This is a genomic window from Pseudooctadecabacter jejudonensis (assembly GCF_900172275.1).
Lineage (GTDB): Bacteria > Pseudomonadota > Alphaproteobacteria > Rhodobacterales > Rhodobacteraceae > Octadecabacter > Octadecabacter jejudonensis.
Genome location: NZ_FWFT01000003.1, coordinates 519,017 through 545,405 on the forward strand (window position 1 = coordinate 519,017; position 26,389 = coordinate 545,405).

Genomic DNA, 26,389 nt, shown 5'->3' on the forward strand with positions numbered 1-26,389 from the left:
AGTCTCTGTCTTGGTTTCGGGATCATCCTTGCTTGGGGCCTCTATCGCAGCAAATCCAGCACATCTCGGGTGGCTCGCCCGGTCACGGCAACGCCCTGACGGGTTTGAAAATCACGGATCGCGGCCTCGGTCCGGGCGCCAATCACCCCGTCCACCGTGCCCAGATCATAACCGCGTGCCACAAGGCCCCGTTGCAACGCCAAACGATCATCGCGCGTCAGGCCATTGGCATCCGGTGGAAAGCTGCCGCGCAAGGGGCCAGCACCGCCAATCCGGTCCGCCAAATGGCCAATGCCCAGCGCATAAAGATCGGAATTGTTGTAGGTTTTCAGCACGTTGAAATTACGCGTCACGGTAAAGCGCACCCCACCTGCCTGCGGCTGGATCGTGCGCCCCTCAGGCCCGCCGGTGCCGGCCTCCGCCCCCCATTTTAGGCCCGTGCGCCAACCGTTCCGCGCCAGATAACTGGCGGTCGAGGCAAGGGCATCGCTTGGGTCATCCCCCCAAATATCGCGCCGCCCGTCACCAGTGAAGTCGACGGCAAAACTTTCAAAGGACGTGGGAATAAACTGGGTGTGGCCCATGGCCCCCGCCCAACTGCCCGTCAAACGCTCGGGCGTCGTATCGCCCCGCTGCAAAATCCGCAGCGCCGCAATCAACTGGCTTTCATAGAACGCGCCCCGTCGTCCATCAAAGGCCAGCGTCGCCGTCGAGGACACCACCGGGATCGCCCCGCGTTTTTCGCCGAATGTGCTTTCCATTCCCCAAATCGCGGCCACGATCAGCCGGTCCACGCCGTAGCGGTCCTCGATCGCGCGCAACGTCGCCTCATGGCGCGCAAAGGCTGCGCGCCCCTTGGCAATCCGTTCGTCGGACGTTGCGATGGACAGGTATTCTTCCAGCGTGCGACGGGTTTGGATCTGTGTCCCATCCCGCGCCACAACGCCCGGAATATACCCCGCACCCGCAAAAGCCGCATCCAATGTGGCATCCGAAATCCCCGCCGCCCGCGCCCGAAGGCGAAAGCGGGCCACCCAGGCGGAAAAATCCGCACGCGGAACAGGTTGCAGATCGGGCGCAAGGGTCTGCGCGGCGCTGCGGGTTGGCAAAACGGGGGACACAGCCGGTGCACAGGCTGCGACCAACGCCGCACCCGTGCCGGCCAACAAGGAACGACGGGTTATCAACATACCCCTATCCTAACCGTCCCTCGCGTAAGGAAAAGGCGCAAACCGCCAAAAACATCCAGACACGCAGGACAGGGTTCACCGCGAATGGATGTCGGCCCCTAGACCAGATGATCGAGGGGCAGCGCGGTGTCATCCAACAACTCCCCCATGACGATTTGACTTTGCACGCGTCCGATGGCGGGATGTGCCAACAGCGTGTTTTGAATAAGATCGTTCAGATCGGGCAGGCTGGGGCAGAAGACGCGAAAAATGTAGTCCGCTTCGCCGGTCAGCGTCCACGCGGCAACAATCTGTGGTTGGCTGTTCACCAGTTTCAGGATCGATTGATGCGCAGTCCCGGTTTGTGCGTCCGTTTGAATCTGGATGAACGCCTGAACATCGAGGCCAAGACCTTTGGCGTTCAATCGAAAAACGACGTGATCGATGAAGCCCGCCTGCTCAAGCCGCTGACGTCTCCGTCCGATTTGCGACGCGGACAGGCCAAGCTGTTTTGACAGATCAGCCGCTGAGGCTTGGCCCGCTTTTTGAAGTGCGGCCAAGAGCCGGATGTCCATCGAATCAAGATTTATCATGCGTTAAGATTACAAAAATCCGCGATAGTCCGCAATTATCACGCAATATATGTGATATATTCCGCCATATTTGCGCACCCATTGCACGCAAACAAACCTATCCTCGCAACAACAGAGGAGATCAGCCATGGGACCTTTCCCCCACGACGCCCCCAAATCGACGATCAACGCCGAAAACCCTGCTGGCACAGACGGGTTTGAATTCGTCGAATTCGCCCATGAAAACCCTGAAGAGCTGCGCATCTTGTTTGCGAAAATGGGCTATGTCCACACGGCGACCCATAAAACCAAAGCGATTGAACTGTGGCAGCAAGGCGACATCACCTACATCATCAACAACGAACCAGGCAGCCATGCCCGCACTTTCGTTGACGCCCATGGCCCATGCGCCCCGTCGATGGGGTGGCGGGTTGTGGATGCAGAACATGCCTATCATCATGCGGTGTCAAAGGGTGCGACGCCCTACACGGGCGACGACAAAACCATGGATGTCCCCGCCATCAAAGGGATCGGCGGATCGCTGATTTACTTCATTGATAAGTACTACGAGGCGAACCCCTACAACGACGAATTCAACTGGGTCCAGAAGACCCATCCTGAGGGGGTCGGGTTTTACTACCTCGATCACCTGACGCACAATGTGCACAAGGGAAACATGGACGTCTGGTTCAAGTTTTATGGTGATTTGTTCGGCTTCAAGGAAATCCGGTTCTTCGATATTGAAGGCAAGTTTACAGGTCTGCTGTCCCGTGCGTTGACCTCACCTTGTGGCCGTATTCGCATACCGATCAACGAAGACCGTGGAGAAACCGGGCAGATCGTCGAGTATCTGAAACGCTACAACGGTGAAGGGATCCAGCACATCGCCGTGGGCGCCCGCAACATCTATGACGCCACTGACGAAATCGCGTCCCGCGGCATCACGTTCATGAAAGGCCCACCAGACGCCTACTATACGCTGAGCAAATCGCGTGTTGCCGGCCATCAAGAGCCGATTGACCGGATGAAGACGCACGGCATCATGATTGACGGCGAAGGCGTCGTCGGTGGTGGCGAAACCCGTATTTTGCTGCAGATCTTCTCAAAGACCGTCATTGGGCCGATTTTCTTTGAGTTCATCCAGCGCAAGGGCGACGATGGCTTTGGTGAAGGCAATTTCAAAGCGCTGTTTGAAAGCATCGAGGCTGACCAGATTGAACGCGGCGTTTTAAACGATCATTGAGAGGGGGACGGCAGTCCCGTTCAATCCGCACTGGGCTGCGCCTGATCTGGTTGCGGGCCCATCTCCAGGCTCCAAAGTGCCGAACGTGCAGCACTGTTCGTTCTGGGGGAAGGTCAGTGGTCAAGGTCTTTCAAAGGTGCCATTCGTGGCCGACGGCCTGCTCGGATACCTCCCAAAGCCGGGTCATGACAGCCTTGTCGAGGGCGTGGGCGTTCAACGTCCCCTTGCCGACAGGGCCCACCATCTCCAACCGGCCTGTCGGACCATAAAGCGCGCGTTGCTCGGTCAGGGCCTTTTCGGTCGCGCACATGATCTCAGGATATGCGCCCTGTTCCGCAGTCTGGACCAATGGCGTCTTGGTCATAAGCCACCAAATGAAACGCATCGTGCGGCTGCCGCTGGTCGTGATCAGCGATGTCGAGGACGACCCTGGATGACACACATAAACCTCAACGTCCTTGCGTCGTGCAGCTGACAAGCGGTCTTGTAATTCGTAAGCGAACATCATCTGCGCCAGCTTGCTTTGCGAATAGGCGGCGTTCGCGCCGTAGCCCCCGTCCCAGTTCAAGTCGTCGAACCGAACCGTCTTGAGGCCCATATTATAACCAAGGCTGGCAACAACTACGATCCGGCCTTTGCTTTGCGCGATGCGGTCGAACAGCAGCCCATTGAGAAGAAAATGCCCCATGTGATTGGTGCCAAGCTGACTTTCAAACCCGTCAACAGTCAGCTGCCGTGTCGGCACTTGCGCGATGGCCGCGTTGTTGATCAGCGCATCGATACGGGATACGGATTTCAGAACCTCAGTAGCGGCCTCGCGCACGCTCTCCAAAACGGACAGGTCCATGCGGACAAAGCACACGTCTGCATCTGTGCCGAATTCTCGCTTCAACTCCGCGATGGCCGCTTGCGATTTCTCCGCAGAGCGGTTCAACATCACCACCTTGGCATTCGTCTTCAGAAGAGTATGCGCCGCCTGAAAGCCCGTGCCAGAGTTGGCGCCTGTGATAAGAAAGGTCTTACCCGATTGATCGCCAAGACGCGCAGGTGTCCAGCCTTTGGGGCCGAAAGGTGTGTTTGTCATTTTCCGTCCTCTGCACGTCTCGGCGCGCGGCTTGATGTGTTGTTTGCAAGCACATATCGCACCCACCCATGGCGGCAAACAGATGATATCCGTTTCGATGTTTGTTCAACCGTCGCACCTTTCCCAGGACAGAAAAGTCGCTCTCCAAATTCGCCTCAAACCCGTGTCGCCCAAGGGTTAGATTGGCGACGTCAGACATTATCGCCGTTTACGTCTATCCTAGATGGGCCGTCATGGCCCCTATGATTTATCCGGCAAGATCCGTGCTGTCATGATACGTTTGGGAATATGCGAGCAGCCCCTGAAGCATCGTTTGCGCGGACTTCAAATCTGCGCTTGTTGCGTTGAACCGGTCCACTTCGGCGATGTCTTGTGTATCGGCCACTAGCAGCAAAAGATCGTAGAGCGACGCCATAAAATCCCATGCCGCCAAATCGAGCTGGTCCAGGCATTTCCCACCAAGTCCGTACAGGCCCTGATCGCCAAGAGGCGCGGAAACTTCATCAGTCAGACCGTTAAGCGTGTCCTGGAAGCCGGCCTTGACGCCCGCCTCTCCCAGGAAAAGTTTGGCACGCCGAAACCGTGTCAAAGCAGCCTGCATTTCTGGGTTGATTTGATCCAGTGCGTCCAAAAGGCCCAATTCGACAAAAGCAGTGATCGCCTCTACCGTATCTATGAGCTGGTCCAATTCGTCTGATTGGCTGGTGAGATTATATACTTGTTCGATCAGGGTTTTGCGCAATGGAGTGAGATAAGCCGCCTTTCCCGCGGGCGCCTCATATGCCATCGCGCGTCTGAAAGCGTTGCGATCAACATCGGAGAGATATTTCTTGATCCGTTTCTCGAAATCTTCCGCAATTGTTTTGGCCATCTTCCCTTGCTTGGCGCGAATGCTATCGGTGTGGCTGATCTTTGCTTCATAGGTTTGGTCTGGTATCGGCACCTCGACAACAGATGTCAGAAGCACGTCGCCCCCATCTTGTGGGCGCTTTTTGACCCGAAGTGTCACCTTTAGATTGCCCCGATAGCGCGTGTAAAAGCGCGCAGAATTCACCATCCTTCCGCCTTCGACAGCACGACCGTTCCATTTTGTCCAACTCATGGTTTGTCTCCTGTCCTGATTTAAGGATCGATAAAGGTGCGCCCGTGCCGATCCGTTCGCCCTCCCCGTGGGACCCCTCTGGGGATATCAGCCAAGGTATTATAGGTCTCGAGCCGCTCTTCCTCTATCTCCAACTCAAAAACCGCAGAGCCATCGGCGATTTGCAACGCGATCTCCACGGGAAGCTTGAGCAACCATTCAGATCCCAAGTCCAGCTTGATCGCGACCTCGTCACCTGCGTCACTTTCGACAAAACACGATATGTTTCGAAGCCGGTTGATCAAAGACATCGGCAACGGGCTGTTGAACCGTGCCTCTTCCACAGCAGCCTCGTTTTCCGGTGTTGTCAAAAGCTCAGCCGCTTCGGTGTGCTGGGCCTCCAACATCTCTTCTGTGCGGTCCGCATCATCAAAAAGCAATTCCAGCAGACGTTCAAACCTTTGCGGATCCTCGAAAACTGCCAAAGGTGTTTTATCAAATGTTGGATCATCCAGTGGGCCTTGGATCCAGGTTGTGCCCGGGTTCTTGAGGCTGTCGATATGCGTAAGGGCAAGAAGGTCCACTTCGCGTGCTTGTGCATTAGACGTTGAGCGTTGCAGGCGAATTTGCTCTCTGTAAACACGGCTCCTCAAGTCATTGATGTCATGCCGCAGCATGCCATAAAGAACCCCAAGAAAACCGCGGTCGACTGCGGCCTTGTCTGAGATTTCAGCCACGTCAAAGAACACACTTTGCGCCAGTTCCTGATGCTTTTGGATAAAGCGCAACAGCTCTTTGATGTCGTCTTTGGCATTCGCAACATCTTCACTGTCCCGTGGGGCCGCAAAGTTGAATTCAGGAAACACGGCCACAAGCGTGTTGTAATACTGAATGATCTCCAACAGCAAAAACCGATCAATCACGTCAAAATACTGTGCGCCGGTATCGGGATCCGTTTCAACCAAATCTGCGAGACGCTCTGAGAGAAGACTTCCGTCTTGATGCAAAAGCCGGCCCTTGTACTGACGCGAACTGCTCAGCTCTGCCAGTTTTGTATGTGCTCCTGGTGACCCAATCTGGCGGGCATGCGATGCGTCCAACCCGTGATTGCGCACCCAACTGATCAGATTGACCGGTCCTTTTTCCAAATAATGGTCAAAGGCGACCGGGGTGTCATGGCGCAGGCGCGTCAAGAACAGGCCGTCAACCTCCGATAGCAGGTTGTTTTCTTCGATCCGGTACATCAGGCGGATGATGTCTTGCTGGGTTGAAATGATTTTCGGCAGATCGCGGGCCAAAACAGTTTCGATCCGGGCCAGCTTATCTTCAATACGGGCGTGTCCGGCCTCAACAAGCTCGGTAAGCTCAGCAATTTGCAAGCTTAGATCCCGCAGCTGTTTGGTAAGCTGGTCGAAGCGCTCGTGCATTTCGCGGCGCATCACCCGGATCGCTTCAAACAATTTCGCAACCTGTTTCATCAATGCGTTAAGCATCTTATAAACTTGCGCATTGGGGTCTTTGCGTTTGCCAAAAAGCCCGGCCGCCAACGAAAAGGCTGCCGCATACCCCCCAAACGCCGCCATCGCGCCGATCTGCTTGAAGTTGAGGGCCGTGGTGATGGAGGCGATCTTGTGCACAACCTTGAAGGCTTTAAAGGCCTTGTCTAGTTCTGGCGAGTCTGGGAAAAAAACAGACAGGATGTCATTGACACCCGACACCACAGAATATGCGTTATCCAGTTGTTTCTTTTGTGTTTTGTAAGTTTGGTAACGTAATTCCTTGGCGCTGAGTTGCGCATTCGCCTTTTTGAGAGCATCCGCTTTGCGTTCGAACTCTGCCAATTGCTGCGTGGTCCACTCGGACGGAACAAGCGTGCTGACGTCAACGAACTTCACCTTATCGACCGCATTCAAGAGGACTGCAGGTAGGGCTTCATCGGGTTGTTTTAACGCCTGCGGATTCTCGGGGGTAACACCTGGGAATTTCTTCAAAGTGCGGCGCAAGACATAATTTGAAGCGTCGTTTTCCGGGTCTTTGAGATAATCGTTAAGCTCTGCCGGAAGCCCTAATTGCGCGAGCGTCTCATCAAAATCATAAGAAGACGTGACAAGGGAAAAGGCGTCTTCTGATACGGCGTTTGCAGCCCCGTTTGACGCCGGAGCGAAGAATTCCGAATAGCGAGACCCGCTCGACGTCACAGCCCGGAAAAAGCTAAGCCGATGCGCAGGGGTCAAATCGTCAACGACATCCGCCCACAAAGCGCCCTGAAGCGTGAAGTCGGCATCGACTGTATCAAAGCCAACATGGTGCGGGCGCAACGCGTTTTCTGTAAGCCCCACATAATCGGAAAAGGTCAGCCATTTCGCTTTGAATTCGTCAAAAATCTCAACGCCGACACCTGCTGTCGCTGATGCCCAATAGCCATATTCATGGGACAGATATTGTCCGGCAACAAAATGCTGAAACTTGTCAAAACCGGTCCAAGGACTGTCCTGCGCATGATTGGACATCCATTGAACAACTTTGCCGAACCTGTGGCGGTCCGCATCCTCCAAATGCAAAGCCCGCTTGCCGAATAATTCGTACATCGGGCGGACCACATATTCGACATAGGCCCCTTCAACCGGGTCTGATGTCTCAACAAACCAGCTTAATTGCTTCTGGTAGATCGTGTCGGGATCGTGTGTGCCGTCATCAATGATTTGACGGAGATGACTAAGTGCGGAAGAGGCCATATTGCACCATCAATTTAGATCATGAAATGTTAAATAATTTATCTCAAGCGGTCTTTCTTCAGGATGAGATTGACGGATTTCGCCGTTGCATTCAAGCGCGACGACACTGCGCCCATTGGGTGTTCGCTGCATATGCGATACCGTAAGGCACTCCAACTCAGTGATCGTTGGACAAGCCGGATGTGTGCAACCGTGGCGACCGATTGAAGGTTTTGCCGCCCAAGCCGTCAATTCCGACGAACGCCCCCGGCACGCATAAGCCCCCTTAGTCGACGCCGTCCAACGCCAAAAGGCCCAGTCGTTCATACGCCTCCTGGGGTGCTTCGTGGTCTTGCAAAATCTCTGCCGTGGCGCTGCGCAGGATGTCTTCCACCGCCTCGTTTCGGATCGCACGCATTTGGCCCGGGTCTGCGTGCAGATCGAACAGCACCGTTTGTGTATCGGCAATCACCGATCCCTGCCCGCGGCGCGGGTGAGGGCGGGCGGGAAGCTTCAGGACCGGATAGCCGCGCATGAAGCCGAAACCTTCTACAAGGGACGCGCCTTCGAACTCTTCGACGGCGAAGGGGGCCTGCTGGTGGTTCGGCATCAGCGTGTATTCGAAAATCTTCTGATCAGCGATGTTATCGGGGTAGTTGAAGTAGGTGTAGCGCCCATCGGTCACGTTGGTCGCGGCTCCGAACTGGCCGTAGATTGCGGCGCGTCTAACAGGCGTGTCGTCGTCCATCACGCCGCGCAGGGAATGCCCCGTGACGGTACCCGGGATCGGTGCCGCGTGGAAATCAAGCAGCGTCGGCATAATGTCGATATTCTGCGTCAGGCTCTTGCGGCGCTCGCCGCCCAGATGCGCATGCGCAGGCGAATAGATCAGGAACGGGATACGCGCGATCTCGTTATAAAACGGCATCCGGCTTTTGGCCCACCAGTCATGTTCGGCCAGCATGAACCCATGGTCCGTTGACACGACCAGCGCGGTGTCCTGCCAAAGGTCATGGGCGTCGAAGTAATCGAGCAACTTGCCCAGATAGGCGTCGCACATCGTGACCAGTGCTGCGTAATTGGCCCGGATCTCGGCAATCTCGTCCTCGGTCTCCTCCACACGTTTGTAGCGCGGCCAATCGAGGATCGGGCCGTCTTAGCCGGTGGGATAGTGTTCGCGGTACGCCTCTGGCGCGGCGAAGGGCTCATGCGGGTCAAAACACTCCAGCTGCAGGAACCAGTTGTCCGCCTGTCCGTTCTGGTCGAGGAATTCGATCCCCCGCTGAAAGGTGCGGGCCATTGAATAGTCCTCCTCGCGCGCGATGAAATGGCGGTTGATCATGCCGCGCGCGCGCCCGCCTTCCTCTTCGTATTGCAGGGGGTGGTAGGTCTGTTTGAAGTGGTCAAAAGGGCGCGTCCACCACCGCTTTCCAGGGGTCCCATTCCTGACCACGCTCAAGCTCCCAGGAGTTAAATCGGTTTTGATAGTTCAACCCGCCATCCTCGAAGTAATGGTAATGGTCGGTGATCAGGTGGCTGTAGGTGCCGTTGGCCTTCAGGATCTCTGACCCGGTCTGGTCAAACGGCTCCAGCGGCCCCTAGGAGCGGTGCATGAAGTTCAGCCGCCCGGTCATGATGTCGCGCCGCGCCGGCATGCAGGGCAATGAGCCGACATAATGGTTGTCGAAGGTGATGCCCCGATCCGCGAGCCGCTGGAAATTTGGCGTCACCGTGTCGCCGCCATAGCAGCTGAGCGCGCGGCGATTGAGGCTGTCAAACAAAAGGAAAACGGTTTTCATCGACTAGGCCCCTTTGGCGTGGCGTGCGGCGGATTTTCGGCGGCGTTCCGGGCGGAGCGACCAGACAAGCAGGATCACCGCGATGACCAGCAGCGACGCGGACAGGGGTGAGGTAAACAGCGGAGAGATATCGCCATCGGTGAACATCAGGCCCTGACGCAGCTTGGCCTCGGCCACCTTGGCCAGAATATAACCGATCACGAAGGGTCCCAGCGAAAAGCCTGCGCGTTCCAGCAGAAAGCCCACGACGCCAAAGCCCAACATGGTCCAGACGTCGAACATCGTGTTGTTGAGAGAGTAGACCCCGACGACGCAGCAGACCATGATCACCGGCAGAAGGTATGTTTTGGGGACGGCTGCCACGCGGATGTAAAAGCGCACGAGGCCCAGCATCAGCGCGAACATCACAAACGTGGCCACCAGATCGACAGCGATAACGTTCCAGACAATATCGGGGTTCGAGGCGAACATGAGCGGCCCCGGTTGGATCGAATGGATGGTCAACGCGCCGATCAGGATCGCGTCCACCACCGAACCTGGAATGCCAAGCGCCAGCAGCGGGATCAGCGCCCCGCCGACGCTGGCGTTGTTTGCGGCCTCTGAGGCGACGATGCCTTCTTCGGACCCTTTGCCGAATTTCTCTGGCGTTTTGGATTGCAGCCGCGCGACAAGGTAGGAAATCGCCGAGGCCACAGAGGCCCCCACGCCTGGCAGGATCCCTACGATGGTCCCGATGAAGGAGGAGCGCAGGATATTGGGCGAGAACCGTCGCAGGTCCCCCCAGGACATGAACAGGCCCTTGTTGGTGTTGATCACCGGCTCAGGCCTGTGCTTGATGGTCAGCACGTCCGCAAAGATCTGCCTGACCGCGAAGACACCGATCAGCACGGGCAGAAATTTGAACCCGCCGATCAGGCCATCGACGCCGAACATCAGCCGCATCTCGCCCCCCGACGGATCAATGCCCGGGAAGGTCACCAGCATACCAAGGAAGCCCGCGATCAGCCCCTTTATCATATCGCCGCCCGCGACGGAGGCGATCAGTACCATCGCCATCATCACCAGCGCAAAGTAATCGAATGGGCCAAGGATCACCGCCAGCTCTGACAGCGGCTTGGTTAATGTGGCCAGCGCGATCCAGGCCAAGAGCGACCCCCAGAACAACGCGGCGATGCCCAGGCCCAACGCGCCGCCCGGTTGGCCGGATTTGGCCAAAGGGTAGCCGTCCAGCGTGGTCATGACCGCCGCCGGTGAGCCGGGCATGCGCAACAGCGTGGCTGAGATCAGCGCCCCGGTGATCGAGTCTACATACATCGCCACCAACAGGCTGGTCGCGTGCAGCGGCGTCATATGAAACGTGATCGGCAAGGTCAGGGCGATCAACATCGAACCGGTCAGCCCCGGGATGGCGCCGACGATGATGCCAGAGAAGACACCGATGAAGATCATCAGCATCTGGAACGGCTCAAACGTGGCGAGAAGACCGTCGATCATGACCCTAGATCCCCGGCAGGCGGATGGTGAAGAAATCCGTCATCACATAGAAAAAGCCGACCGACAGCCCAACAGACAGCAGCAGCGCAATGAGACCATTGCGCAAGCTCAGGCCCCCCAAAAGCAGCACCGTGGCAAAAACAAAAGGAATGGTAATGGCGATGAAATGGCCAAGCTGGAACTGGAACGCCAGAAGGTAGGCGACAAGCAGGCCAAAGAACCCGGCCAGTGCAAAGGGGCTTTCCTCGCCCTCGCGCTTGATGATGTCGACGGCAACCTCTACCTCGTTTTCGGCACCGGTTGCTGCGCGCCGCATGCCCCGCACCAGCACAACCAAGCACAAAAGGCACAGCAAGCCAGAGACCATTTCCGGCGCTGCCCCCGGCCCAAGCGGGTCAAACGTGCCCGCAGGCAAGCCCAGCGATGATACCAGAAAGATGGCGCTGACACCAAACAGGCCAGCGGACACCAAAGCCTCGAGTGGGAGAAAATAGCGTTGCATAAGGACCCTGTGGACTGGCTGCGCGGGGGCACACCAATCGCGGTTTCGTTTCATCCAGAGGAACTAGGATCCGGGAAAACGGGCGTGGCACACTCATCGGCACACCGCGCCCATTTCACCCAAGCGCATCCTCTTAATTTGCGGCGCGCGCGGCGACATCCTTGATGGCGGCCCATTGCCGATCCATCTCGGCGCTAAGAGCATCGCCAGCCTGGAAGTTGCCGACCATCGCCTTGCTGTCGAGGAAGGTCTGCATGCCTTCATCGGCCAATGAGGCCTCGATCATCGCGGCAAAGCCATCAATCGCCTCTTGCGGCGTGCCTGCGGGCGCAAAGTACCAGCCATCCACGCAGAAGATCAGGTCATGGCCAAGCTCAACAAAGGTCGGCACATCGGGGAAGTTCTGGTGACGCTCTGGCCCCGCATAGGCCAGCATCTGCACCGGGCTTTCGGGGTCCGGCGCGCCGTCGGCACCCAGGGCGAAGTTCGTGGCACCGGCGGCGGAATAGCCCGTAACCTGCACGCGCCCACCCTTCATTTCAGGGAAGGTGCCTGCGTCACCGCCCGTCTGGACAAAGCGGAACTCCGCGCCTTCCATCAGGTCTTCGACCATAATGCCATAGACGTGGTTGATCGCCCCAAGGTTCGCGCCATGGACCAATGTGTTTGGCTCTGACGCGGCCCTTTCAAGCAGCTCATCCAGCGAGGTGATGCCCGTGTCCTTGTGAACGGACGTCGTCTGGCAGAACTGCCCCAAACGCGCCACAGGTTCAAAATCCTGATAGCCAAAATCGATCTTGCCCGCGGCCTCAAGCGTCATCATGGCGGTGTGCACGACGACGAAGTTGTAGCCATCAGCCGGCGCGGACATGGACTGGCGCAATCCCACGGGGTTCGGACCACCGACGTTGAAGACGGTGATCGGTTGGGACGACAAGTCACCCTCGGCCACGGTGGCCTGCAACTGACGCGTCATCTGGTCGACGGCGCCAGCCCCGGCCTGCCACGGTACGGTGATGTTGATGGGCCGCTCGGGCCATTCCGCCAGTGCAGGCGTGGCCAGAACGGCCACCAGAGCCGCCGTAACAGTTGTTGTTTTTTTCAGCATTTTTTCCTCTCTTGTGTGCCCGAGATGTTGGCACATGCGCGTCCTCCCGCGCCTAGTCTCAGAGGATCACACAGGGCAAGCCTCTGGAAAGGCTTCAAAAAATTCGCCACCGACCTGTGCGACCGCATCCAGAAAATCCATGGCTTGCTGTGAGGGCTCCCGATCTTTGGGCCAAATTGCGCAATAGGTTAGGGTCAGCTCCGGCTCCAGGCGCGCGATCGCCAACCGGTCGCGGCCCAGACCGGAAACACTGAACCGATCGCTGATGCCGACACCGACATTGTTGGCCACCAGATGGCAGGAGGTCACGGCGGTCGAGGTTTCGATATCAACGCGCATATCGCCCTGATCGCCGAACATGGCGGCGTCGCTATACTGCCTGAGGCGCACGTTTTGTTTCGGCAGAACTGTCGTCTCATCCCGTAGCTCGGACGCATGTACGGTCTCGCGCCCGTCAAAACGGTGGCCCTTGGGAAAGATCGCCACAGCACGCACTGTGATCAGCTTGCGCCAGGTCACGGAATTGCTTTCGATTGGCAAAAGCGTGAAGCCAATGTCGGCCTGACGGCTTGACACCCATTCGTCGATGTCTTCGCGCCGCCGCCATTCCATCGTGACTTTGGCGTCCGGAAACTCTCCTTAAAAGCGCGCCGTTGCTTTCGGCAGATAATCCCCCAAAAGCAGGGGGCCGATGCTGCAAATGCGCAACCGCCCGTAGCTGTTGACCCGAACATCCGCCGCGATTGAGGGGATGTCGTCAATGCCGCTCAGCGTTCCCTCGATGCGGCGAAAGAACGATTGCCCTTCGACGGTCGCAACAAGGCGGCGTCCCCGACGGTAGAAAAGCTTGAACCCAAGTTCTTCCTCCAAAACAGCCAGCAACCGGCTGATCGCAGGTTGCGACAGGTTAACCATACGGGCCGCCGCCGTAATCGACCCCGCATTCATGATCGCGCGAAACGCCGGAAGATGTTTAAGCCGGATTCTTAAGGTCATACTTGGGGACACTGGCGGTTCAAGGCCCCCACTGTCTATAGCGTGTTTCCGGTGAGCTACTCCCCATTGTTGGACGGTATCTGGCGTAGATAAAGCTACTTTTTTCACCTGCTGATCGGGTTTGGATTCTGCCATTCGCTGCCAATTGATCACAACGGGTCGTTCGCCGGCACGTGCGAAATGCCGGCGGGTGGTGTTGTCGGCGTCCATCCACTTTTGACGCCGGCTTTCGGTTCTGATCCGGCCTCCCAAGCGTGCAGATATATACAACTTATTTGCACTGTTCAGGACGATTAATGACCAAGAAGCTGGCTGAGAAACAGCTTAGTGCGGTCGTTTTTCGGACTCTCGAAGAAGGGCTCGGGGGTGTTTTCTTCAACGATTTGGCCCTGATCCATAAAGATCACGCGGTCTGCGACCTGACGGGCAAAACCCATCTCATGGGTGACACAGAGCATCGTCATCCCATCGTTGGCGAGGGCCACCATTGTGTCGAGAACCTCCTTAATCATCTCAGGATCAAGCGCCGATGTCGGCTCGTCGAAGAGCATGATGCGAGGCTTCATACACAGGGATCTGGCGATGGCGACACGTTGCTGCTGGCCGCCTGACAACTGGCCGGGATACTTGTGCGCCTGATCGGGGATTTTGACCTTTTCCAGATAGTGCATCGCCGTCGCTTCCGCTTCGGCCTGCGGGATTTTGCGCACCCAGATCGGGGCGAGAGTACAGTTCTCCAGGATCGTCAGATGCGGGAACAGGTTGAAGTGCTGAAAACACATCCCGACTTCGGATCGGACAGTGTCGATGTTTTTCAGATCGGACGACAGCACCGTGCCGTCCACAGTGATCTGCCCTTCTTGATGTTCTTCTAACGCGTTGATGCAGCGGATCATCGTTGATTTGCCTGACCCAGACGGCCCGCAGATCACGATCTTTTCGCCGCGTCTCACCGTTAGATTAATGTCGCGCAGGGCGTGATAGGCCCCGTACCATTTGTTCAGGCCGGTGATCTGGATTGCAGTGTCGGGGGTTTGTTGGACGGCGTGTTTCATGGGGTGTTCCTAGCGATGTCCGGTTTGCAATTGCCGTTCCAGCCACATGGAGTACTGGGACATGGCAAAGCAGAAGATGAAGAAGATGAGCGCCGCGAAGCCGTAGATTTCCCAGACGATTCCGGTCCAGGCGCTGTCGGCGCGGATGTTGTTTGCAAGCCCCAGCGGGTCGAGCAGGCCAATGATGGACACGAGCGTCGTATCCTTGAAGACTGCGATGAAGGTCGACACGATGCCAGGGATCGAGATCTTCAAGGCTTGGGGCAGGATGATCAGACGTTGGGTCTGCCAGTAGTTCAGCCCAAGGCTGGCTGCCCCTTCTGTTTGTCCTTTGGGGACGGCGGCCAAGGCGCCGCGCACAATCTCGGCGATATAGGCGGATGCGAACAGCGTCACCATGATGATTACGCGCACGATGATGTCGAAATTTGTTCCTGGCGGTAGAAAGATGTTGAGCAACGTGGACGCAATGAAAAGCAGTGTGATCAGGGGAACGCCACGGATGAATTCGATAAAGCCCGTCGAGACAACGCGTAGAAGCGGCAGCTTTGACGTTCTGCCAAGTGCAAGGGCAACGCCCATGGGCAGCGAAAACAGAATGGCGGACAACCCGATCAGGAATGACAACAAGAACCCGCCGAACTCACGACTTTTGACAGGCTCAAGACCAAGGTCTTTGAGGCTGGGGGGCAAGGCATCGGAAATGTTCATTGCCAGCCAGACTGCTGCACCGATGAACGCAATCCTGATGGCAAAGTCTGCCTTTGCGTTGGTGGATCGCAGCAACTTGTTCATAACAAGCAATAGGCAAGCGGCCCCGAACAGGACGACCCAACTCCAGATTGGGCCGCCCCAGAGCAGATAGGGCGTCAGGACAAAGGGGATGACTGCTAGTTTGCGTTCCATTGCCCGTGCATTCACCCGAAGCATTGCAAATATGGCCAATCCAAGCAGGACGAACGCCAAGGCAGGACGCCAGAATTCCGCCTTTGGATAAAAGCCGATCAAAAGCTGCGACCACCGTTCGTTGATCACGCCCCAACAGGCTTTGCCGTGTTGGCCTTGCAGGATTTCGCGACACTCGGCCAGCGATCCGGCAGTCCATGTTGGCGAAATCGCCCACCGCAGGATAAGCCAGATCATCGCCGCCATGGCAGCATACGAGATCACGGACAGGATCAGATGTGATGGTCCTTGGGCCGCGAGCGCTTGGATGCGGCCTAGGATGCCGTTCGCACTCTGAGGTGCTGGGCGGGGCGGGATAAGGTCGTTTGACTGGGACATATTATCTCTCCCGAAGTTGAACGCGGGCGTTGTACCAATTCAGCACAAGCGAGATTGAGATGGAGACTGCGAGGTAGAAGCTCATGCCAAGAAGAACAGTTTCCAACTCGCGCCCGGTTTGATTGAGTGTGATGCCCATCAATGTCCCGGTGAGGTCCATGTAGCCAACTGCGATAGCAAGCGATGAGTTCTTGGTGAGATTGAGATAATTCGAGATCAACGGCGGAATGATCACGCGCAGCGCCTGTGGCAGCACGACCAGTCGCATGGTTTGACCGCCGCGCAGGCCAAGTGCGGCTGCGGCTTCCTTTTGGCCTTTGTTTACGGCGGTAATGCCCGCCCGCACGATTTCCGCGATGAAGGCAGCAGTATACAGCGCCAGCGCAAGCCACAGCGCCACAAGGGACGTGCGCAGGTGAATACCGTCCCTGAAGTTAAAGCCGCGAAGCTCTGGGTAGGATACCGTTGGTCCGGCCCAGTAAACGAGCGCCATAAGGGACAGAGCCCAGGTCGCTAGTATCGGAAGGCCGAGGGCCACAGGACGACCTGTCTTCGACTGGTGCCGTTTTGCCGCGCTTCGCAGTAGGCCCGCCAGAACGCTCAGTCCTGCGATCAAGCCAAGCAAAAGCCAGCCAAACCGGGGTTGGTTGAACGAGATGCTCGGCACAAAGACGCCGCGATTTGTGACCGCGACGCTGTCTGAAAAGATCAGGGTCGCGGACGGGTCTTCTCCTCGAAACGCATCCGGTGCGGGGAGCGTTTCGGTCAACAGCGCAAAGATCAACAGCAACCAAAGCAGCAGCGGTACGTTGCGGAAAATTTCGACATAGACGCGGGCAAGGCGCGCAAGCCCGGCGTTGGGGCTAAGCCGCGCAATGCCGATAAACAGGCCCAGGATGGTTGCAGTCAGGCATCCAAGCACAGCGACAACAAGCGTATTCATCAGGCCCGTCAGGGCCGCCCGCAGATGCGTGTCCTCGGCCGTATAGGGGATCAGTCTTTGATTGATGTCATACCCCGCTTTGTCCCCCAGAAAGGAAAACGAAAGTGGTTTGCCCAAGGTATTGAGGTTCGACAGCGTGTTCGCGGCCAACCATCCAAGGAACAGCATGATAAGGACACCAGCAATGGTCTGAAGCGTTTTGGCCCGATATCGCGTATCGGAAAGGAGTTGCGAGACGCGGAAGGCGTCTGGGCTCTCCGTCGGAGTAGAGTTCATAGTCATAGCGAATGCCTGAAAGGGAGATCAGCCAAGCAGGAGAAGACCCGGCTGATCTCAGGGAGGATCAATTAACGGAAGGGAGGTGCGTATTGCAGCCCGCCGTTGAACCATTGTGCGTTCAGGCCCCGTTCAAGGCCGATCACGGTGTCGGTGCCCAGATGGCGGTCGAATATCTCACCGTAGTTGCCAACAGCCGCGATGGCATCTTGGGCCCATGTGGCCGACAATCCGTTCATCGCACCCAGATCACCGTCAACACCCAGCAAACGCTTGATCTCAGGCGAGTTCGTCGTGTCTCCCAGCGTGCGGGCGTTCTCAGACGTGATACCCAGTTCTTCCGCAGCAATCAGCGCGTTCAACGTCCAGCCAACGATGTCGTGCCAGCGGTCGTCACCGTGACGCACAGCGGGCCCAAGCGGCTCTTTGGAAATGATTTCCGGCAAAATGACGTGGGCGTCTGGGTCGGCAAAGCTCGCGCGGTTGGCAGCCAGAGCCGAGGCATCTGCGGTGAACACATCGCAAGACTTTGCATTGTACTGCTGTTGTGCTTCTGAATCTGATTCAATCGGCACCGGTTCATAAGTCATGCCGTTCGAGCGGAAGAACTCGGAAAGGGTGAGTTCTGTTGTGGTGCCTGTCTTGATGCAAATCGTTGCACCATCCAGATCCATGACGGAGCTAACGCCCAATTCGGCCCGCGTCAGAAAACCCTGACCGTCATAATAGCTGGTGCCAACAAAGTTGGCCGCAAGATCACTGTCACGGGAATAGGTCCAGGTCGTGTTGCGCGACAGGAAGTCGATTTCACCGGAGCTGAGCGCGGTAAAGCGCGTCTTGCCAGTGAGCGGGATGTACTCCACGGCGTCGGCGTCCCCTAGAACCGCCGCCGCAACCGCGCGGCACATGTCAACGTCAAAGCCGGTCCAGTTGCCGTCCGCATCCGTAAATGAAAAGCCGGACAGACCGGTGTTCACGCCGCACAGCAATTGACCGCGCGCCTGCACATCTTCGAGCGTATCAGCAAAGCCGGACACCGGCGCAAAGGCGAGCGCGATGGCGGCTCCGTTTCTAAGAAATTTCATGGTTTCCTCCACTGTTTTGATGCTGACTTGAAATGCGTCATGCGACGCGGTCTGTTCTTTGTCCGGTCAGCGCGGACAGAACCTCGGGTGGGATATCGGGGGATGCTCTGATGGCCTCGATCAGGCCCAGCCCCTCTTTCTTGGCGTGATAGGCAATCGCACTGGCGCGGTCGTATCCGACATGGACCGCCAGCTCGGTTGCCAGAATGAGGCTGTTTTTGAAAAGCGCGTCGCACCGTTCGGTATCAACCTTAATGCCAACGACGCAGCGTTCGCGCAGGGTTCGCATGGCGTTCTCAAGCAGATTGATGGAATCCATCAACCGCAGAAGCAGCACAGGCTCCATTGCGTTTAGCTGTAGCTCGCCCGCCTCCGCCGCCAGCGTGACCGTCAGATCGTTGCCAATCACCGCGTAGCACACCTGGTTGACCACTTCAGGGATCACTGGGTTCACCTTACCGGGCATGATGGAGGATCCGGCCTGAACGGCGGGCAACTGCAACTCTCCGATGCCGGCACGTGGGCCGCTGGCCAAAAGGCGCAGGTCAGAACTAATCTTGGAAAGCTTGACGGCGACGCTTTTCAGCGCGCTTGAGAAGAGGACGAGTGCTCCTTGATCGTAGGTTGCGCCGAACAGGTTCTCAGCACTGTAGAAATCATAGCCGGTGGTTTCCGACAGGATCTGGATGACGCGTTCGCGATACCCTTTGGGTGCGTTGATGCCATTCCCAATTGCTGTGCCGCCGAGATTGACCTCACGTAGGGTTTCACGGGTTTGACGCACGCGCTCGATATTATCTGAAAGTGTCGAGGCAAAGGCGCCAAATTCGTCGCCAACCGTCATAGGCACGGCATCCTGCAACTGTGTACGACCCACTTTGGTGATGGATTTGAATTCTTCCGACTTGGCCCGCAAAGAGTCCCGGAGCAATCCATACTCCTTCAAGAGACTGGCAGACCCGTTCAACAGCGCGATGCGAATGGCCGTTGGATACACGTCATTGGTTGACTGTGACCGGTTCACATCGTCATTGGGGTGCAAATGGGCGTAGTCCCCATAAGCATGGCCCATACGTTTCAGACTGACATTCGCGATGACTTCGTTGCAGTTCATGTTGGATGAGGTGCCCGCCCCACCTTGCATCATGTCGATTGGGAAATGCTGGTGGTGTTTGCCACCGATTATTTCTTCAGCCGAAAGGGCGATTTGCTGCGCTTTTTCTTTGGACAATGCGCCGACCGAAGCATTTGCTTTCGCGGCAGCAAGCTTCACCGTCGCCAGCGCAGCCACCATGTCAGGATAGTCGGACAACCGCTTAGAAGAGATCTGGAAGTTCTGAACAGCGCGCGCCGTCTGGCTCCCGAAGGCGTCGTCCGTCGCTATCTCCACCTCACCAAGCGTGTCTCGTTCGCAGCGCATTTTTGAAACCTTATTTTGCCGTTGGCCTAAGGTTGGTCGAAACGCTGTTGATTTGGGAAATGCCGATTGGGCATCTTAATTGCTCGTCGTGCATCTTGCGAAAACAGCAGGCGCATTACCGAAACGGCAATGTTTATTTGTATGCTTTTGTGTACAGCTGGAGATTCAGGGAAAGGAGCATCGTCGTGGAAATTGCTTGGCTTCAGGACTTTGTCGCGCTGGCTCAAACGGGGGTTTTTGCGCGCGCCGCCGAGAAACGGAATGTGACGCAACCTGCCTTTACACGGCGGATCAAACGGCTGGAATACGCGCTGGGCGCGGAAATCATTGACCGCTCCGTTCACCCTGTCGTTCTAACGGAGGCCGGTCAAAAGTTTTTGCCGACAGCGCAAAGTATGATTTATGAATGGGAAAGATCCCGAACGGAGCTGTCCGAAGCAGGGGCATCATCAGAAAAAATACGTATTGCGACACTCCAGTCTTTGTCCGTCTCCTACGTACCAAATATGATAAAGAACCTCTATCCGAACGGTCGTGCACCTTATTTTCAGATTGTCGCAGACAATTTTGCAGGCTGCATTGAAGCGCTGATTTCTGGCGATGTGGATGCTATGCTGTGCTACTCTCACAAGGATATCCAGACGGGTGATCACGTCCTTGACCGAGCAAGCTATTGCATTGGTGAAGATCGCCTAATCCCCGTTAGTCGTGTTGATCATGATGAGCCAGTCTTCTCACTTCGGGACCAAGACGTGCCATACCTGAAATACAGCAAGATCAGCTTTCTGGGGCGTACGACCAATCTGATGATTGAACGCTGCCCAGAGCCACCCAGCCTTTTGCCAGTCTACGAAGATTCGATTGCAGCGGCGCTCAAGTCAGCAGTGATTGAAGGACTTGGGATCGCCTGGCTGCCCAAAGCTCTTGTGCAAGATGAACTTGCTGCAGGAACGCTTCAGAACATTTCTCCCGATGCGGGGCTCTTCGAGGTACCAATCAAAGTCAGCCTTTATGAAGGCAAGAGAAAAGAGACGCGATCAACTGGAAGATTTTGGGACAAAGTCAGATTGTTGGCTGAGTGATGGCAGACAGGGAACCTCAAGGATGATCACACCTTCTGATCGCAGACGTCAAATGCCCTTCTCGAGTGAAATGAAACGTACACTTGGCTTCTGCGACAGCTGGATCATGCAAAGAAGACGAAAGCTTTGAAGGGAAACCTCGCTCGTGCGAGAATAACAAAACGCGTAAGATTCCGTTCCATGCGACCCAATCACGAACGAGCCGCCCATACTGTCGTGTTGAGATATGTGGCCTGTCATGGAAGCGACCAGGAAACTTAAACCGGCACGCAAACATCTGGGGCGATTTGACCCAGGACAGTACAGTTTCACGCGTGTTTTCCGTCAACTCAAACTGGATCGGGCGCTTCGTCCTGCTTTGGGTCACTGAAACGCGTTCCCGAACGCGATCATCCTTTACCAGGTCGGATAAGACCACTTTGACCAGATCACAGCCGCGCAGCTTGCTGTCGATGGCGACGTTGAACAAATTCAGATCGCGCAGATAACCCGCCAACTCAAGTCTCGCCCGGATCGCCCAGACCTGCTTTGGCAGAAATGACCGCTTTTGACCGATAATTCGCCTCTTGTTTAAGGCTCTGTATTTCGGGGTGGTTGCGGGAAGTCGGACCCTTGGTATATTTTGCCCTCCGATCCACCGTCCAAGCGCGCGTCGAACGCTTCACGCCCTGCGGTCACTCAGCGAATGAGCCAGTGTTCGCAACGCAGCCGTGAGGTGCAACGAACAGATCACCTTGCCTCGCTGCATCATATTGGGGTGGTTTATGTGACCGGATTGCCGCAGCAAGTGGTCATGTCAAACACGGAGACCTGGTTTCGCCAATCAGGAAATGACAGTCTGTTCCGGGCGTAAGATCGGGCGCTTGCCCCGCAGGATTGCCACGTCATGTTCCGGACGCGGCCTGGGTTGGACCGGCTGAACGACGGCGTCTTTCATCAAATATCGTCCAACTAAATGCACTGCGACCTCATCCGCTGGGACGACCTGATGTGTCAAATCGCCGTCTGGCGCGCTTAGACGTCGCAGGACCACGTTGGCCTTTCGCAGGCCCTTGGCTTGGTCGATCAACAAGATTCCGGCTGTGATGTTCTGACCGTGCGGCAGACCGATTTTCATCCCCTCGAAGGCCAATGCCGGCAGCACCTGTCCGCCTGCAGTCTTCAAGCGCAAATTCCAAAGCTGTGCAGTCTGCGCGCTGTCCGCAGCCGCCTGATTGGGGCGAAGCTTCTTCATCACCAAGCGCCCTGTTGTGGACAACACAGCCCAGCCAACACGCGTAAACAGGGCAATTTCCCGAATGTAGGACACGCGACGCGAACATAGGCCGTAATTGTACCGGGCGCGGATGCGCTTGGACGTCCCGTGGCACAGATAGGCCTGGGTTGGCCCGATCAAACCTGGGACAACGGCAAAGCGGATATTGTAGTGCAGATTTAGCATTTGCTCCGTGCGGGCCAATTCCGGGCGAACCGGTCGGGGGCCGACGATGTTCATATCACCGCGCACAATATTCCACAGCTGCGGCAGTTCATCCAAACGGGAGCCACGTAAGAACTTGCCCATGCGGGTTTCGATATTGGAATTGCGCGGCAGCACTTTGTCTGCGGTCAGGGCTTTGGCTTTGGCAGTATCCAAAGTGCGGAATTTGAAGATGTTAAACGAAACCTGATCCTTACCCAAGCGGGGCCCTGCGTAGAAAATCGGACGGCCCTGGATCACCAACACCAAGACAGTCAAAACCACCAAAAGGGGGAGAGCTGCCAAGAACAGGACCAGACCGATCATGCGGTTGTAGGCCGCATGAAAGCGCGGATAAACCGGCACGAAGCCACCCGGCGCTGAGCGTTGCAAGACCTGCAACGTACGCGCCCGTGTTGCGCGCACATGCGCATCGAATGCTTTCAAATCGAACGGAGAAGAATCCAACATTGGCAGCGTCGTCCCAAATTTCTTGGTTCGCGCAAGTCAGACGAAATTGCGCGTTACATCAGATTGTGTTGATCGTTGAAAACCGAGACGGCAGATGCCTCAGTTCCGCCTCAATATTAACGAATTGTTTACCCTTAGGGCAACCAGTCTCAGCCTTTGCGCGAGAAAGGTAGAAACTCTGCGCGAAATTGCTTCTTTTTTGAATAAAATCAGTGATTTGATCAAACATTCGACTGCAAACGCAGCCTATTGTTTCCCTAAGGTAAACAATAGGGAGACACGTCAAAATTGAGGAGCCCACACAATTTACAATCCGTGCCCTATTTTGGCCAAATTTCACCCAAGATAAATTCGGCAAGTGGCCCGATTGATTCGGCAAAAGGCGTATAATTTCACCCCTCGCATTATGGCTGTTCTGTAGGAGTGTCCTGCGCCATTGTGCGCAAAGCCCGTCTTGGAAACGCCCCGCCGTAAGGAACCCGCGATGAAAATTGCAGTGCTATTGCCCCATCTGCGGACCGGCGGGATCGAACGTGGGATGCTGAGCCTGCTACAACGCTGGCCCGATGACAGCGGGCTTGAGGTGATCTTGATCCTACAGTCGCGAAAGGGCGATTTGTTGGACCATGTGCCGCCCCATGTTCAAGTGCTTGATCTGCAGGGCGCCAAAGTCGTGGGCGGATCGAAGGTGCTGGCCTATCTGCTGCACCGCGAAGCTGTCGATCTGGTCTGGACGGCGACGAATGCGGCCAATGTGATGGCGCTGCTGGCCGCGCGGCGGATGGGGCGTCGGCGCGCGCCGCGCCTTGTGCTGGGCGAACATATTCCCCTGCAGGCCTTCCTCGACACGCGCCGCTTCGCGCCTTTGCGCCGTGCGATCATGCGGCAGCTTTACCCGGATGCGGTGGCGATCACGGCCCCCTTGCAACCCATTCTGGACGAACACCGCGCCATGATTGGTCGTCGCTGTCCGCCCTGTGTGGTCCTGCCCAATCCGGTTGTGGACGCCATCGCGACCGCCCGCCCCCTGCCGGATCGTGCGCGGCACTTTGTGACCTTGGGCCGGCTGAGCCCCGAGAAAGGCTATGACCTAGCAATTCAGGCTTTCGCAGAGCTGCACAAGGTCCAGCCTGATGCGCGGTTGACACTGCATGGCGACGGCCCGGAACGGGACCGGCTGCAGGCTTTGATTGCGCGGTTGCGCTTGGGCGATGTGGTCACATTGGCGGGGGCGGTGCCTGACGCGCAGACGGCGTTCAGGGGCGCGGATATGCTTTGGTGCACCTCCCACGTAGAAGGTTTCGGCAACGTCTTGGTTGAGGCGATGGCCCACGGCGTTCCCGTGGCCTCGGTCAATTGCCCCTTCGGGCCTGCGCATCTGTTGGCCGGTGGTCGCGGGGGGCTGTTGTGTGACACGCGGAACCCCGAACAGCTCGCCCAGCAGATCGCCGCGTTCGCGCAGGACCGTGTCGCCCGCGAAACGGCACAGGCCGAGGGATTCAAAATCGCTGCGGGCTACACCAAGGACAGCGCCGTGCAGGCCCATGTGGCGTTTTTTCAGTCCTTGTCGGACAACTCCGACGGGTCAGATACCGTGGGATCGTAGGACGTCATCGTCCAGACCCAGTCCGGCCAATCCACCCCGCGCAGATGGGCCCGGCGACGCTGCACCGCCTTGAGCGCGGACAAAGGCACAAGACGCGCAAGACCCAAACCCAGATACATGATGCACAGCTCATCCAGACTGAGCTGGCGGGCCTCATCGTTGGTGTGGCTGGTGTTGGCCGAATAGGTGCTTTCCATCTGGGCGGGGTCGGCCTCAATCTCAAGGAACGACAGGATGGTCTTCCGGGTCGCATGATCAGGGTCGTTTTTCAGCGCCTCATAGGTGACGAAGAGCGCGTTTTCGCTGGCCGCAAGGCGGCGCATCTCACGTCGATAAAGGGCCGCCGTCAGACTGCCGCGCAGGACATCCAGCTTACGTTTGATCCCGGCCTGCGGTGTGCGCCCAAACCCATAGAGGCGCGACAGGATCAGATCCTGCGTGCGCCGTGCGACCATCACCAGATGCGCATCCGGGGCCGCGCGCAAAAGCTGCCGCGCCATCAGCGTATGATGCGGTGACTTTTCCAACCACGCCTCCGCGCCTTCGACGGCGGCATAAAGGTCCATGACGCGCACAAAGACGTCGCCGTAATCATCGCTGCTGTCGACCAGTTCCGGCAGCAACTCGGGCTCATGTTCGGTCAGTTGGTAATAATCGCTTGCGGCGAAAGCCTCGCAGAAGGCCTTTCGCGCGTCCGCATCCTGCCATGGCCCGAACCCGCGCGCAAAATGCGAAAAGAAGACGCTTTCATGGACGCCGCGGTGATCCTCATGGGCGACGGCGGCGACCTGTGGCAGGGCGGCCAGCATATTCGCCAGCCACGTGGTGCCGGAACGCTGCAGCCCAAGGATAAAAATGCGTTTCGCCATCATGCGTCATCCCGAATAGGCGTCCAGACAGAGCTTTCGACCCCGCGGTAGTATTTCCAGATCCCAAGCGCCATAGCGAGGTTGCCCATGCAAAAGAACATCACTTTCGGGGCCAGGGGCAGTCTACGGATCGCGGGCACATAGGCCGCGCCAAGGCCCAGAGCGTAGAACAGGATTTGCAACAGCCCCAAGACAAACCAGCCCGTCCCGCTTCCCATCAAGGCCAGGTTGGCCAAGAAAGCGACAGCCAGAAACAGCGGCATCAGGCGGCGCAGAAATTTGTGCGAAATCAACTGCCACGCATAGATCCCGGTGCGCGCGGGGTTCATGACCGACCGCATCATCATCAGCCCGCGCCAACCCATTTCCGTACTGCGCACGCGGCGCCCCATTTCATCACCCACCCGTTCCGTGACCCGTTCAACGGTTTGCGCCTGCGGGGCGAAGGCCAGCCGATAGCCTTGCGCCACACCGCGCACGGACATCAGGAAATCATCGGCAACGCCTTGCGGTATGGGGCCGGTCAAATGGCGGCGCATGGCATAGATCGACCCTTGCGCCGACACCACACCGCCCAGATCGCTTTCGACCCCCTTGAGCCATTGATCATACCGCCAGAACAGCGCGTCCGCCCCCGCAATGCCGCCTTTGGATTTACCCTCGACCGTGATCTGGCCGCATACGCCGCCCACGTGAGGGTCGCCAAACTGCACCATGATCGCATCCAAGGCACCATCGGACAGCAGCGCATTGGCGTCCGAGAAGATCACCACATCGCCGCTGAGAAGCTCCAACGCCTGATTGAGCGCCTTGAGTTTGCCCGACCGCCCGGGCGTTTCAACCACCCGCAGGCGGGGGTCATCAATGCCGCGGGCCTTGGCGACGGTATCATCGGTGGACCCGTCCGAAATGACCAAAACCTCAATCTCGTGTCCGCCTGTGTTGGACAGACCAAGTGTGTTCTCGATCTTTTCGGCAATGATCGCGCCTTCGTTGTGGGCCGGGATCAGAAAACTGACCTTCATGGGGGCAGGCATCGCGGGGACCGGGCGTTTGCCCTTGATGCGGTGAAGCAGC

Annotated in this window: 23 protein-coding genes and 2 pseudogenes; 3 read left to right on the forward strand and 22 right to left on the reverse strand. The window is 57.2% G+C overall.

From position 1 onward, the window contains the following. Positions 1-41: 41 nt before the first annotated feature. Both PSJ8397_RS11675 and PSJ8397_RS11680 read right to left on the reverse strand, forming a co-directional pair. Positions 42-1,190: a lytic murein transglycosylase gene (locus tag PSJ8397_RS11675; protein WP_085864772.1), complete on the reverse strand. Its 1,149-nt coding sequence runs from the start codon at positions 1,188-1,190 to the stop codon at positions 42-44. A gap of 98 nt (positions 1,191-1,288) precedes the next feature. Further along, positions 1,289-1,762 carry an Lrp/AsnC family transcriptional regulator gene (locus PSJ8397_RS11680; RefSeq protein ID WP_085864773.1) on the reverse strand — a complete coding sequence of 158 codons (474 nt, stop codon included), beginning with the start codon at positions 1,760-1,762 and terminating at the stop codon, positions 1,289-1,291. A 127-nt stretch (positions 1,763-1,889) separates the two neighbouring features. Between PSJ8397_RS11680 and hppD the strand changes: the two genes are divergently transcribed. Further along, positions 1,890-2,984, forward strand: a complete 1,095-nt coding sequence (hppD, locus tag PSJ8397_RS11685) for a 4-hydroxyphenylpyruvate dioxygenase (RefSeq protein WP_085864774.1) — start codon at positions 1,890-1,892, stop codon at positions 2,982-2,984. A 130-nt stretch (positions 2,985-3,114) separates the two neighbouring features. Here hppD and PSJ8397_RS11690 read toward each other — a convergent pair whose 3' ends face one another. The 16 genes and pseudogenes from PSJ8397_RS11690 to PSJ8397_RS11755 all read right to left on the reverse strand — a co-directional run bounded on the left by PSJ8397_RS11690 (position 3,115) and on the right by PSJ8397_RS11755 (position 19,825). Then, a complete protein-coding gene (locus PSJ8397_RS11690; protein WP_085864775.1) occupies positions 3,115-4,068 on the reverse strand; it encodes an SDR family oxidoreductase in 954 nt (317 codons plus the stop codon). Between the two features lie 247 nt (positions 4,069-4,315). Further along, the gene (locus PSJ8397_RS11695; RefSeq protein ID WP_143515450.1) at positions 4,316-5,170 is read right to left on the reverse strand and encodes a hypothetical protein; all 855 of its coding nucleotides are present in this window, start codon (positions 5,168-5,170) and stop codon (positions 4,316-4,318) included. Positions 5,171-5,190: 20 nt separating this feature from the next. Then, on the reverse strand, positions 5,191-7,884 hold the full coding sequence (locus PSJ8397_RS11700) for a hypothetical protein (protein WP_085864777.1): 2,694 nt from the start codon (positions 7,882-7,884) through the stop codon (positions 5,191-5,193). Between the two features lie 265 nt (positions 7,885-8,149). Then, positions 8,150-8,983, reverse strand: coding sequence for a sulfatase-like hydrolase/transferase (locus PSJ8397_RS17250; protein ID WP_235000706.1), 834 nt, complete (start codon positions 8,981-8,983; stop codon positions 8,150-8,152). 36 nt (positions 8,984-9,019) lie between these two features. Next, positions 9,020-9,205 carry a hypothetical protein gene (locus PSJ8397_RS17255; RefSeq protein WP_235000708.1) on the reverse strand — a complete coding sequence of 62 codons (186 nt, stop codon included), beginning with the start codon at positions 9,203-9,205 and terminating at the stop codon, positions 9,020-9,022. Between the two features lie 256 nt (positions 9,206-9,461). After that, positions 9,462-9,662: a sulfatase-like hydrolase/transferase gene (locus PSJ8397_RS17260; RefSeq protein WP_235000710.1), complete on the reverse strand. Its 201-nt coding sequence runs from the start codon at positions 9,660-9,662 to the stop codon at positions 9,462-9,464. Positions 9,663-9,665: 3 nt separating this feature from the next. Next, positions 9,666-11,156: a tripartite tricarboxylate transporter permease gene (locus tag PSJ8397_RS11710; RefSeq protein WP_085864778.1), complete on the reverse strand. Its 1,491-nt coding sequence runs from the start codon at positions 11,154-11,156 to the stop codon at positions 9,666-9,668. 4 nt (positions 11,157-11,160) lie between these two features. Further along, on the reverse strand, positions 11,161-11,658 hold the full coding sequence (locus tag PSJ8397_RS11715) for a tripartite tricarboxylate transporter TctB family protein (RefSeq protein ID WP_159453136.1): 498 nt from the start codon (positions 11,656-11,658) through the stop codon (positions 11,161-11,163). A 133-nt stretch (positions 11,659-11,791) separates the two neighbouring features. Further along, positions 11,792-12,766 carry a tripartite tricarboxylate transporter substrate-binding protein gene (locus PSJ8397_RS11720; protein WP_159453137.1) on the reverse strand — a complete coding sequence of 325 codons (975 nt, stop codon included), beginning with the start codon at positions 12,764-12,766 and terminating at the stop codon, positions 11,792-11,794. Positions 12,767-12,832: 66 nt separating this feature from the next. Next, positions 12,833-13,390 (reverse strand): annotated as a pseudogene (locus PSJ8397_RS11725) (LysR substrate-binding domain-containing protein); the annotation flags it as partial. 15 nt (positions 13,391-13,405) lie between these two features. Further along, positions 13,406-13,762, reverse strand: a complete 357-nt coding sequence (locus tag PSJ8397_RS17040) for a LysR family transcriptional regulator (protein ID WP_159453138.1) — start codon at positions 13,760-13,762, stop codon at positions 13,406-13,408. Between the two features lie 293 nt (positions 13,763-14,055). Continuing rightward, entirely contained in the window at positions 14,056-14,817 is a 762-nt protein-coding gene (locus PSJ8397_RS11735) for an amino acid ABC transporter ATP-binding protein (protein WP_085864783.1), read from the reverse strand. Between the two features lie 9 nt (positions 14,818-14,826). Beyond that, entirely contained in the window at positions 14,827-16,101 is a 1,275-nt protein-coding gene (locus PSJ8397_RS11740) for an amino acid ABC transporter permease (RefSeq protein ID WP_085864784.1), read from the reverse strand. 1 nt (position 16,102) lies between these two features. Further along, complete coding sequence (locus PSJ8397_RS11745) at positions 16,103-17,320, reverse strand: amino acid ABC transporter permease (RefSeq protein WP_085864785.1); 1,218 nt, start codon at positions 17,318-17,320, stop codon at positions 16,103-16,105. 71 nt (positions 17,321-17,391) lie between these two features. Continuing rightward, positions 17,392-18,405: an amino acid ABC transporter substrate-binding protein gene (locus PSJ8397_RS11750; RefSeq protein WP_085864786.1), complete on the reverse strand. Its 1,014-nt coding sequence runs from the start codon at positions 18,403-18,405 to the stop codon at positions 17,392-17,394. Positions 18,406-18,442: 37 nt separating this feature from the next. Continuing rightward, positions 18,443-19,825 (reverse strand): aspartate ammonia-lyase, encoded by a 1,383-nt coding sequence (locus PSJ8397_RS11755; protein WP_085864787.1) that lies wholly within the window; start codon positions 19,823-19,825, stop codon positions 18,443-18,445. A gap of 185 nt (positions 19,826-20,010) precedes the next feature. On the opposite strand from PSJ8397_RS11755, the gene PSJ8397_RS11760 reads away from it, so the two are divergent. Then, entirely contained in the window at positions 20,011-20,907 is an 897-nt protein-coding gene (locus PSJ8397_RS11760) for a LysR family transcriptional regulator (protein WP_159453139.1), read from the forward strand. 169 nt (positions 20,908-21,076) lie between these two features. On the opposite strand, the pseudogene PSJ8397_RS17265 reads toward PSJ8397_RS11760, so the two are convergent. After that, a pseudogene (locus PSJ8397_RS17265) lies at positions 21,077-21,526 on the reverse strand (integrase); the annotation flags it as partial. A gap of 204 nt (positions 21,527-21,730) precedes the next feature. After that, positions 21,731-22,837 (reverse strand): sugar transferase, encoded by a 1,107-nt coding sequence (locus tag PSJ8397_RS11770; protein WP_085864789.1) that lies wholly within the window; start codon positions 22,835-22,837, stop codon positions 21,731-21,733. Positions 22,838-23,321: 484 nt separating this feature from the next. Between PSJ8397_RS11770 and PSJ8397_RS11775 the strand changes: the two genes are divergently transcribed. Then, entirely contained in the window at positions 23,322-24,443 is a 1,122-nt protein-coding gene (locus PSJ8397_RS11775; protein ID WP_085864790.1) for a glycosyltransferase, read from the forward strand. Here the strand turns inward: PSJ8397_RS11775 and PSJ8397_RS11780 are convergent. Together PSJ8397_RS11780 and PSJ8397_RS11785 are read right to left on the reverse strand one after the other, a co-directional pair. Further along, complete coding sequence (locus PSJ8397_RS11780) at positions 24,395-25,315, reverse strand: sulfotransferase family protein (RefSeq protein ID WP_085864791.1); 921 nt, start codon at positions 25,313-25,315, stop codon at positions 24,395-24,397. The two genes, PSJ8397_RS11775 and PSJ8397_RS11780, sit on opposite strands and share 49 nt — an antisense overlap. Further along, entirely contained in the window at positions 25,312-26,337 is a 1,026-nt protein-coding gene (locus PSJ8397_RS11785; RefSeq protein WP_235000712.1) for a glycosyltransferase, read from the reverse strand. The genes PSJ8397_RS11780 and PSJ8397_RS11785 overlap by 4 nt, the downstream gene beginning before the upstream one ends. Positions 26,338-26,389: the final 52 nt, after the last annotated feature.

Bases quoted from the DNA above. Each gene is read 5' to 3' on its own strand.
- PSJ8397_RS11755 (WP_085864787.1), bottom strand. From the start codon at position 19,825: ATGCGCTGCGAACGAGACACGCTTGGTGAGGTGGAGATAGCGACGGAC.
- PSJ8397_RS11740 (WP_085864784.1), bottom strand. From the start codon at position 16,101: ATGTCCCAGTCAAACGACCTTATCCCGCCCCGCCCAGCACCTCAGAGT.
- hppD (WP_085864774.1), top strand. From the start codon at position 1,890: ATGGGACCTTTCCCCCACGACGCCCCCAAATCGACGATCAACGCCGAA.
- PSJ8397_RS17255 (WP_235000708.1), bottom strand. From the start codon at position 9,205: ATGATCAACCGCCATTTCATCGCGCGCGAGGAGGACTATTCAATGGCC.
- PSJ8397_RS11770 (WP_085864789.1), bottom strand. From the start codon at position 22,837: ATGTTGGATTCTTCTCCGTTCGATTTGAAAGCATTCGATGCGCATGTG.
- PSJ8397_RS11690 (WP_085864775.1), bottom strand. From the start codon at position 4,068: ATGACAAACACACCTTTCGGCCCCAAAGGCTGGACACCTGCGCGTCTT.
- PSJ8397_RS11710 (WP_085864778.1), bottom strand. From the start codon at position 11,156: ATGATCGACGGTCTTCTCGCCACGTTTGAGCCGTTCCAGATGCTGATG.
- PSJ8397_RS11720 (WP_159453137.1), bottom strand. From the start codon at position 12,766: ATGCTGAAAAAAACAACAACTGTTACGGCGGCTCTGGTGGCCGTTCTG.
- PSJ8397_RS11735 (WP_085864783.1), bottom strand. From the start codon at position 14,817: ATGAAACACGCCGTCCAACAAACCCCCGACACTGCAATCCAGATCACC.
- PSJ8397_RS11785 (WP_235000712.1), bottom strand. From the start codon at position 26,337: ATGAAGGTCAGTTTTCTGATCCCGGCCCACAACGAAGGCGCGATCATT.
- PSJ8397_RS11675 (WP_085864772.1), bottom strand. From the start codon at position 1,190: ATGTTGATAACCCGTCGTTCCTTGTTGGCCGGCACGGGTGCGGCGTTG.
- PSJ8397_RS11715 (WP_159453136.1), bottom strand. From the start codon at position 11,658: ATGCAACGCTATTTTCTCCCACTCGAGGCTTTGGTGTCCGCTGGCCTG.
- PSJ8397_RS11695 (WP_143515450.1), bottom strand. From the start codon at position 5,170: ATGAGTTGGACAAAATGGAACGGTCGTGCTGTCGAAGGCGGAAGGATG.
- PSJ8397_RS17040 (WP_159453138.1), bottom strand. From the start codon at position 13,762: ATGACCTTAAGAATCCGGCTTAAACATCTTCCGGCGTTTCGCGCGATC.
- PSJ8397_RS11775 (WP_085864790.1), top strand. From the start codon at position 23,322: ATGAAAATTGCAGTGCTATTGCCCCATCTGCGGACCGGCGGGATCGAA.
- PSJ8397_RS11780 (WP_085864791.1), bottom strand. From the start codon at position 25,315: ATGATGGCGAAACGCATTTTTATCCTTGGGCTGCAGCGTTCCGGCACC.
- PSJ8397_RS11680 (WP_085864773.1), bottom strand. From the start codon at position 1,762: ATGATAAATCTTGATTCGATGGACATCCGGCTCTTGGCCGCACTTCAA.
- PSJ8397_RS11700 (WP_085864777.1), bottom strand. From the start codon at position 7,884: ATGGCCTCTTCCGCACTTAGTCATCTCCGTCAAATCATTGATGACGGC.
- PSJ8397_RS17260 (WP_235000710.1), bottom strand. From the start codon at position 9,662: ATGAAAACCGTTTTCCTTTTGTTTGACAGCCTCAATCGCCGCGCGCTC.
- PSJ8397_RS11750 (WP_085864786.1), bottom strand. From the start codon at position 18,405: ATGAAATTTCTTAGAAACGGAGCCGCCATCGCGCTCGCCTTTGCGCCG.
- PSJ8397_RS11745 (WP_085864785.1), bottom strand. From the start codon at position 17,320: ATGAACTCTACTCCGACGGAGAGCCCAGACGCCTTCCGCGTCTCGCAA.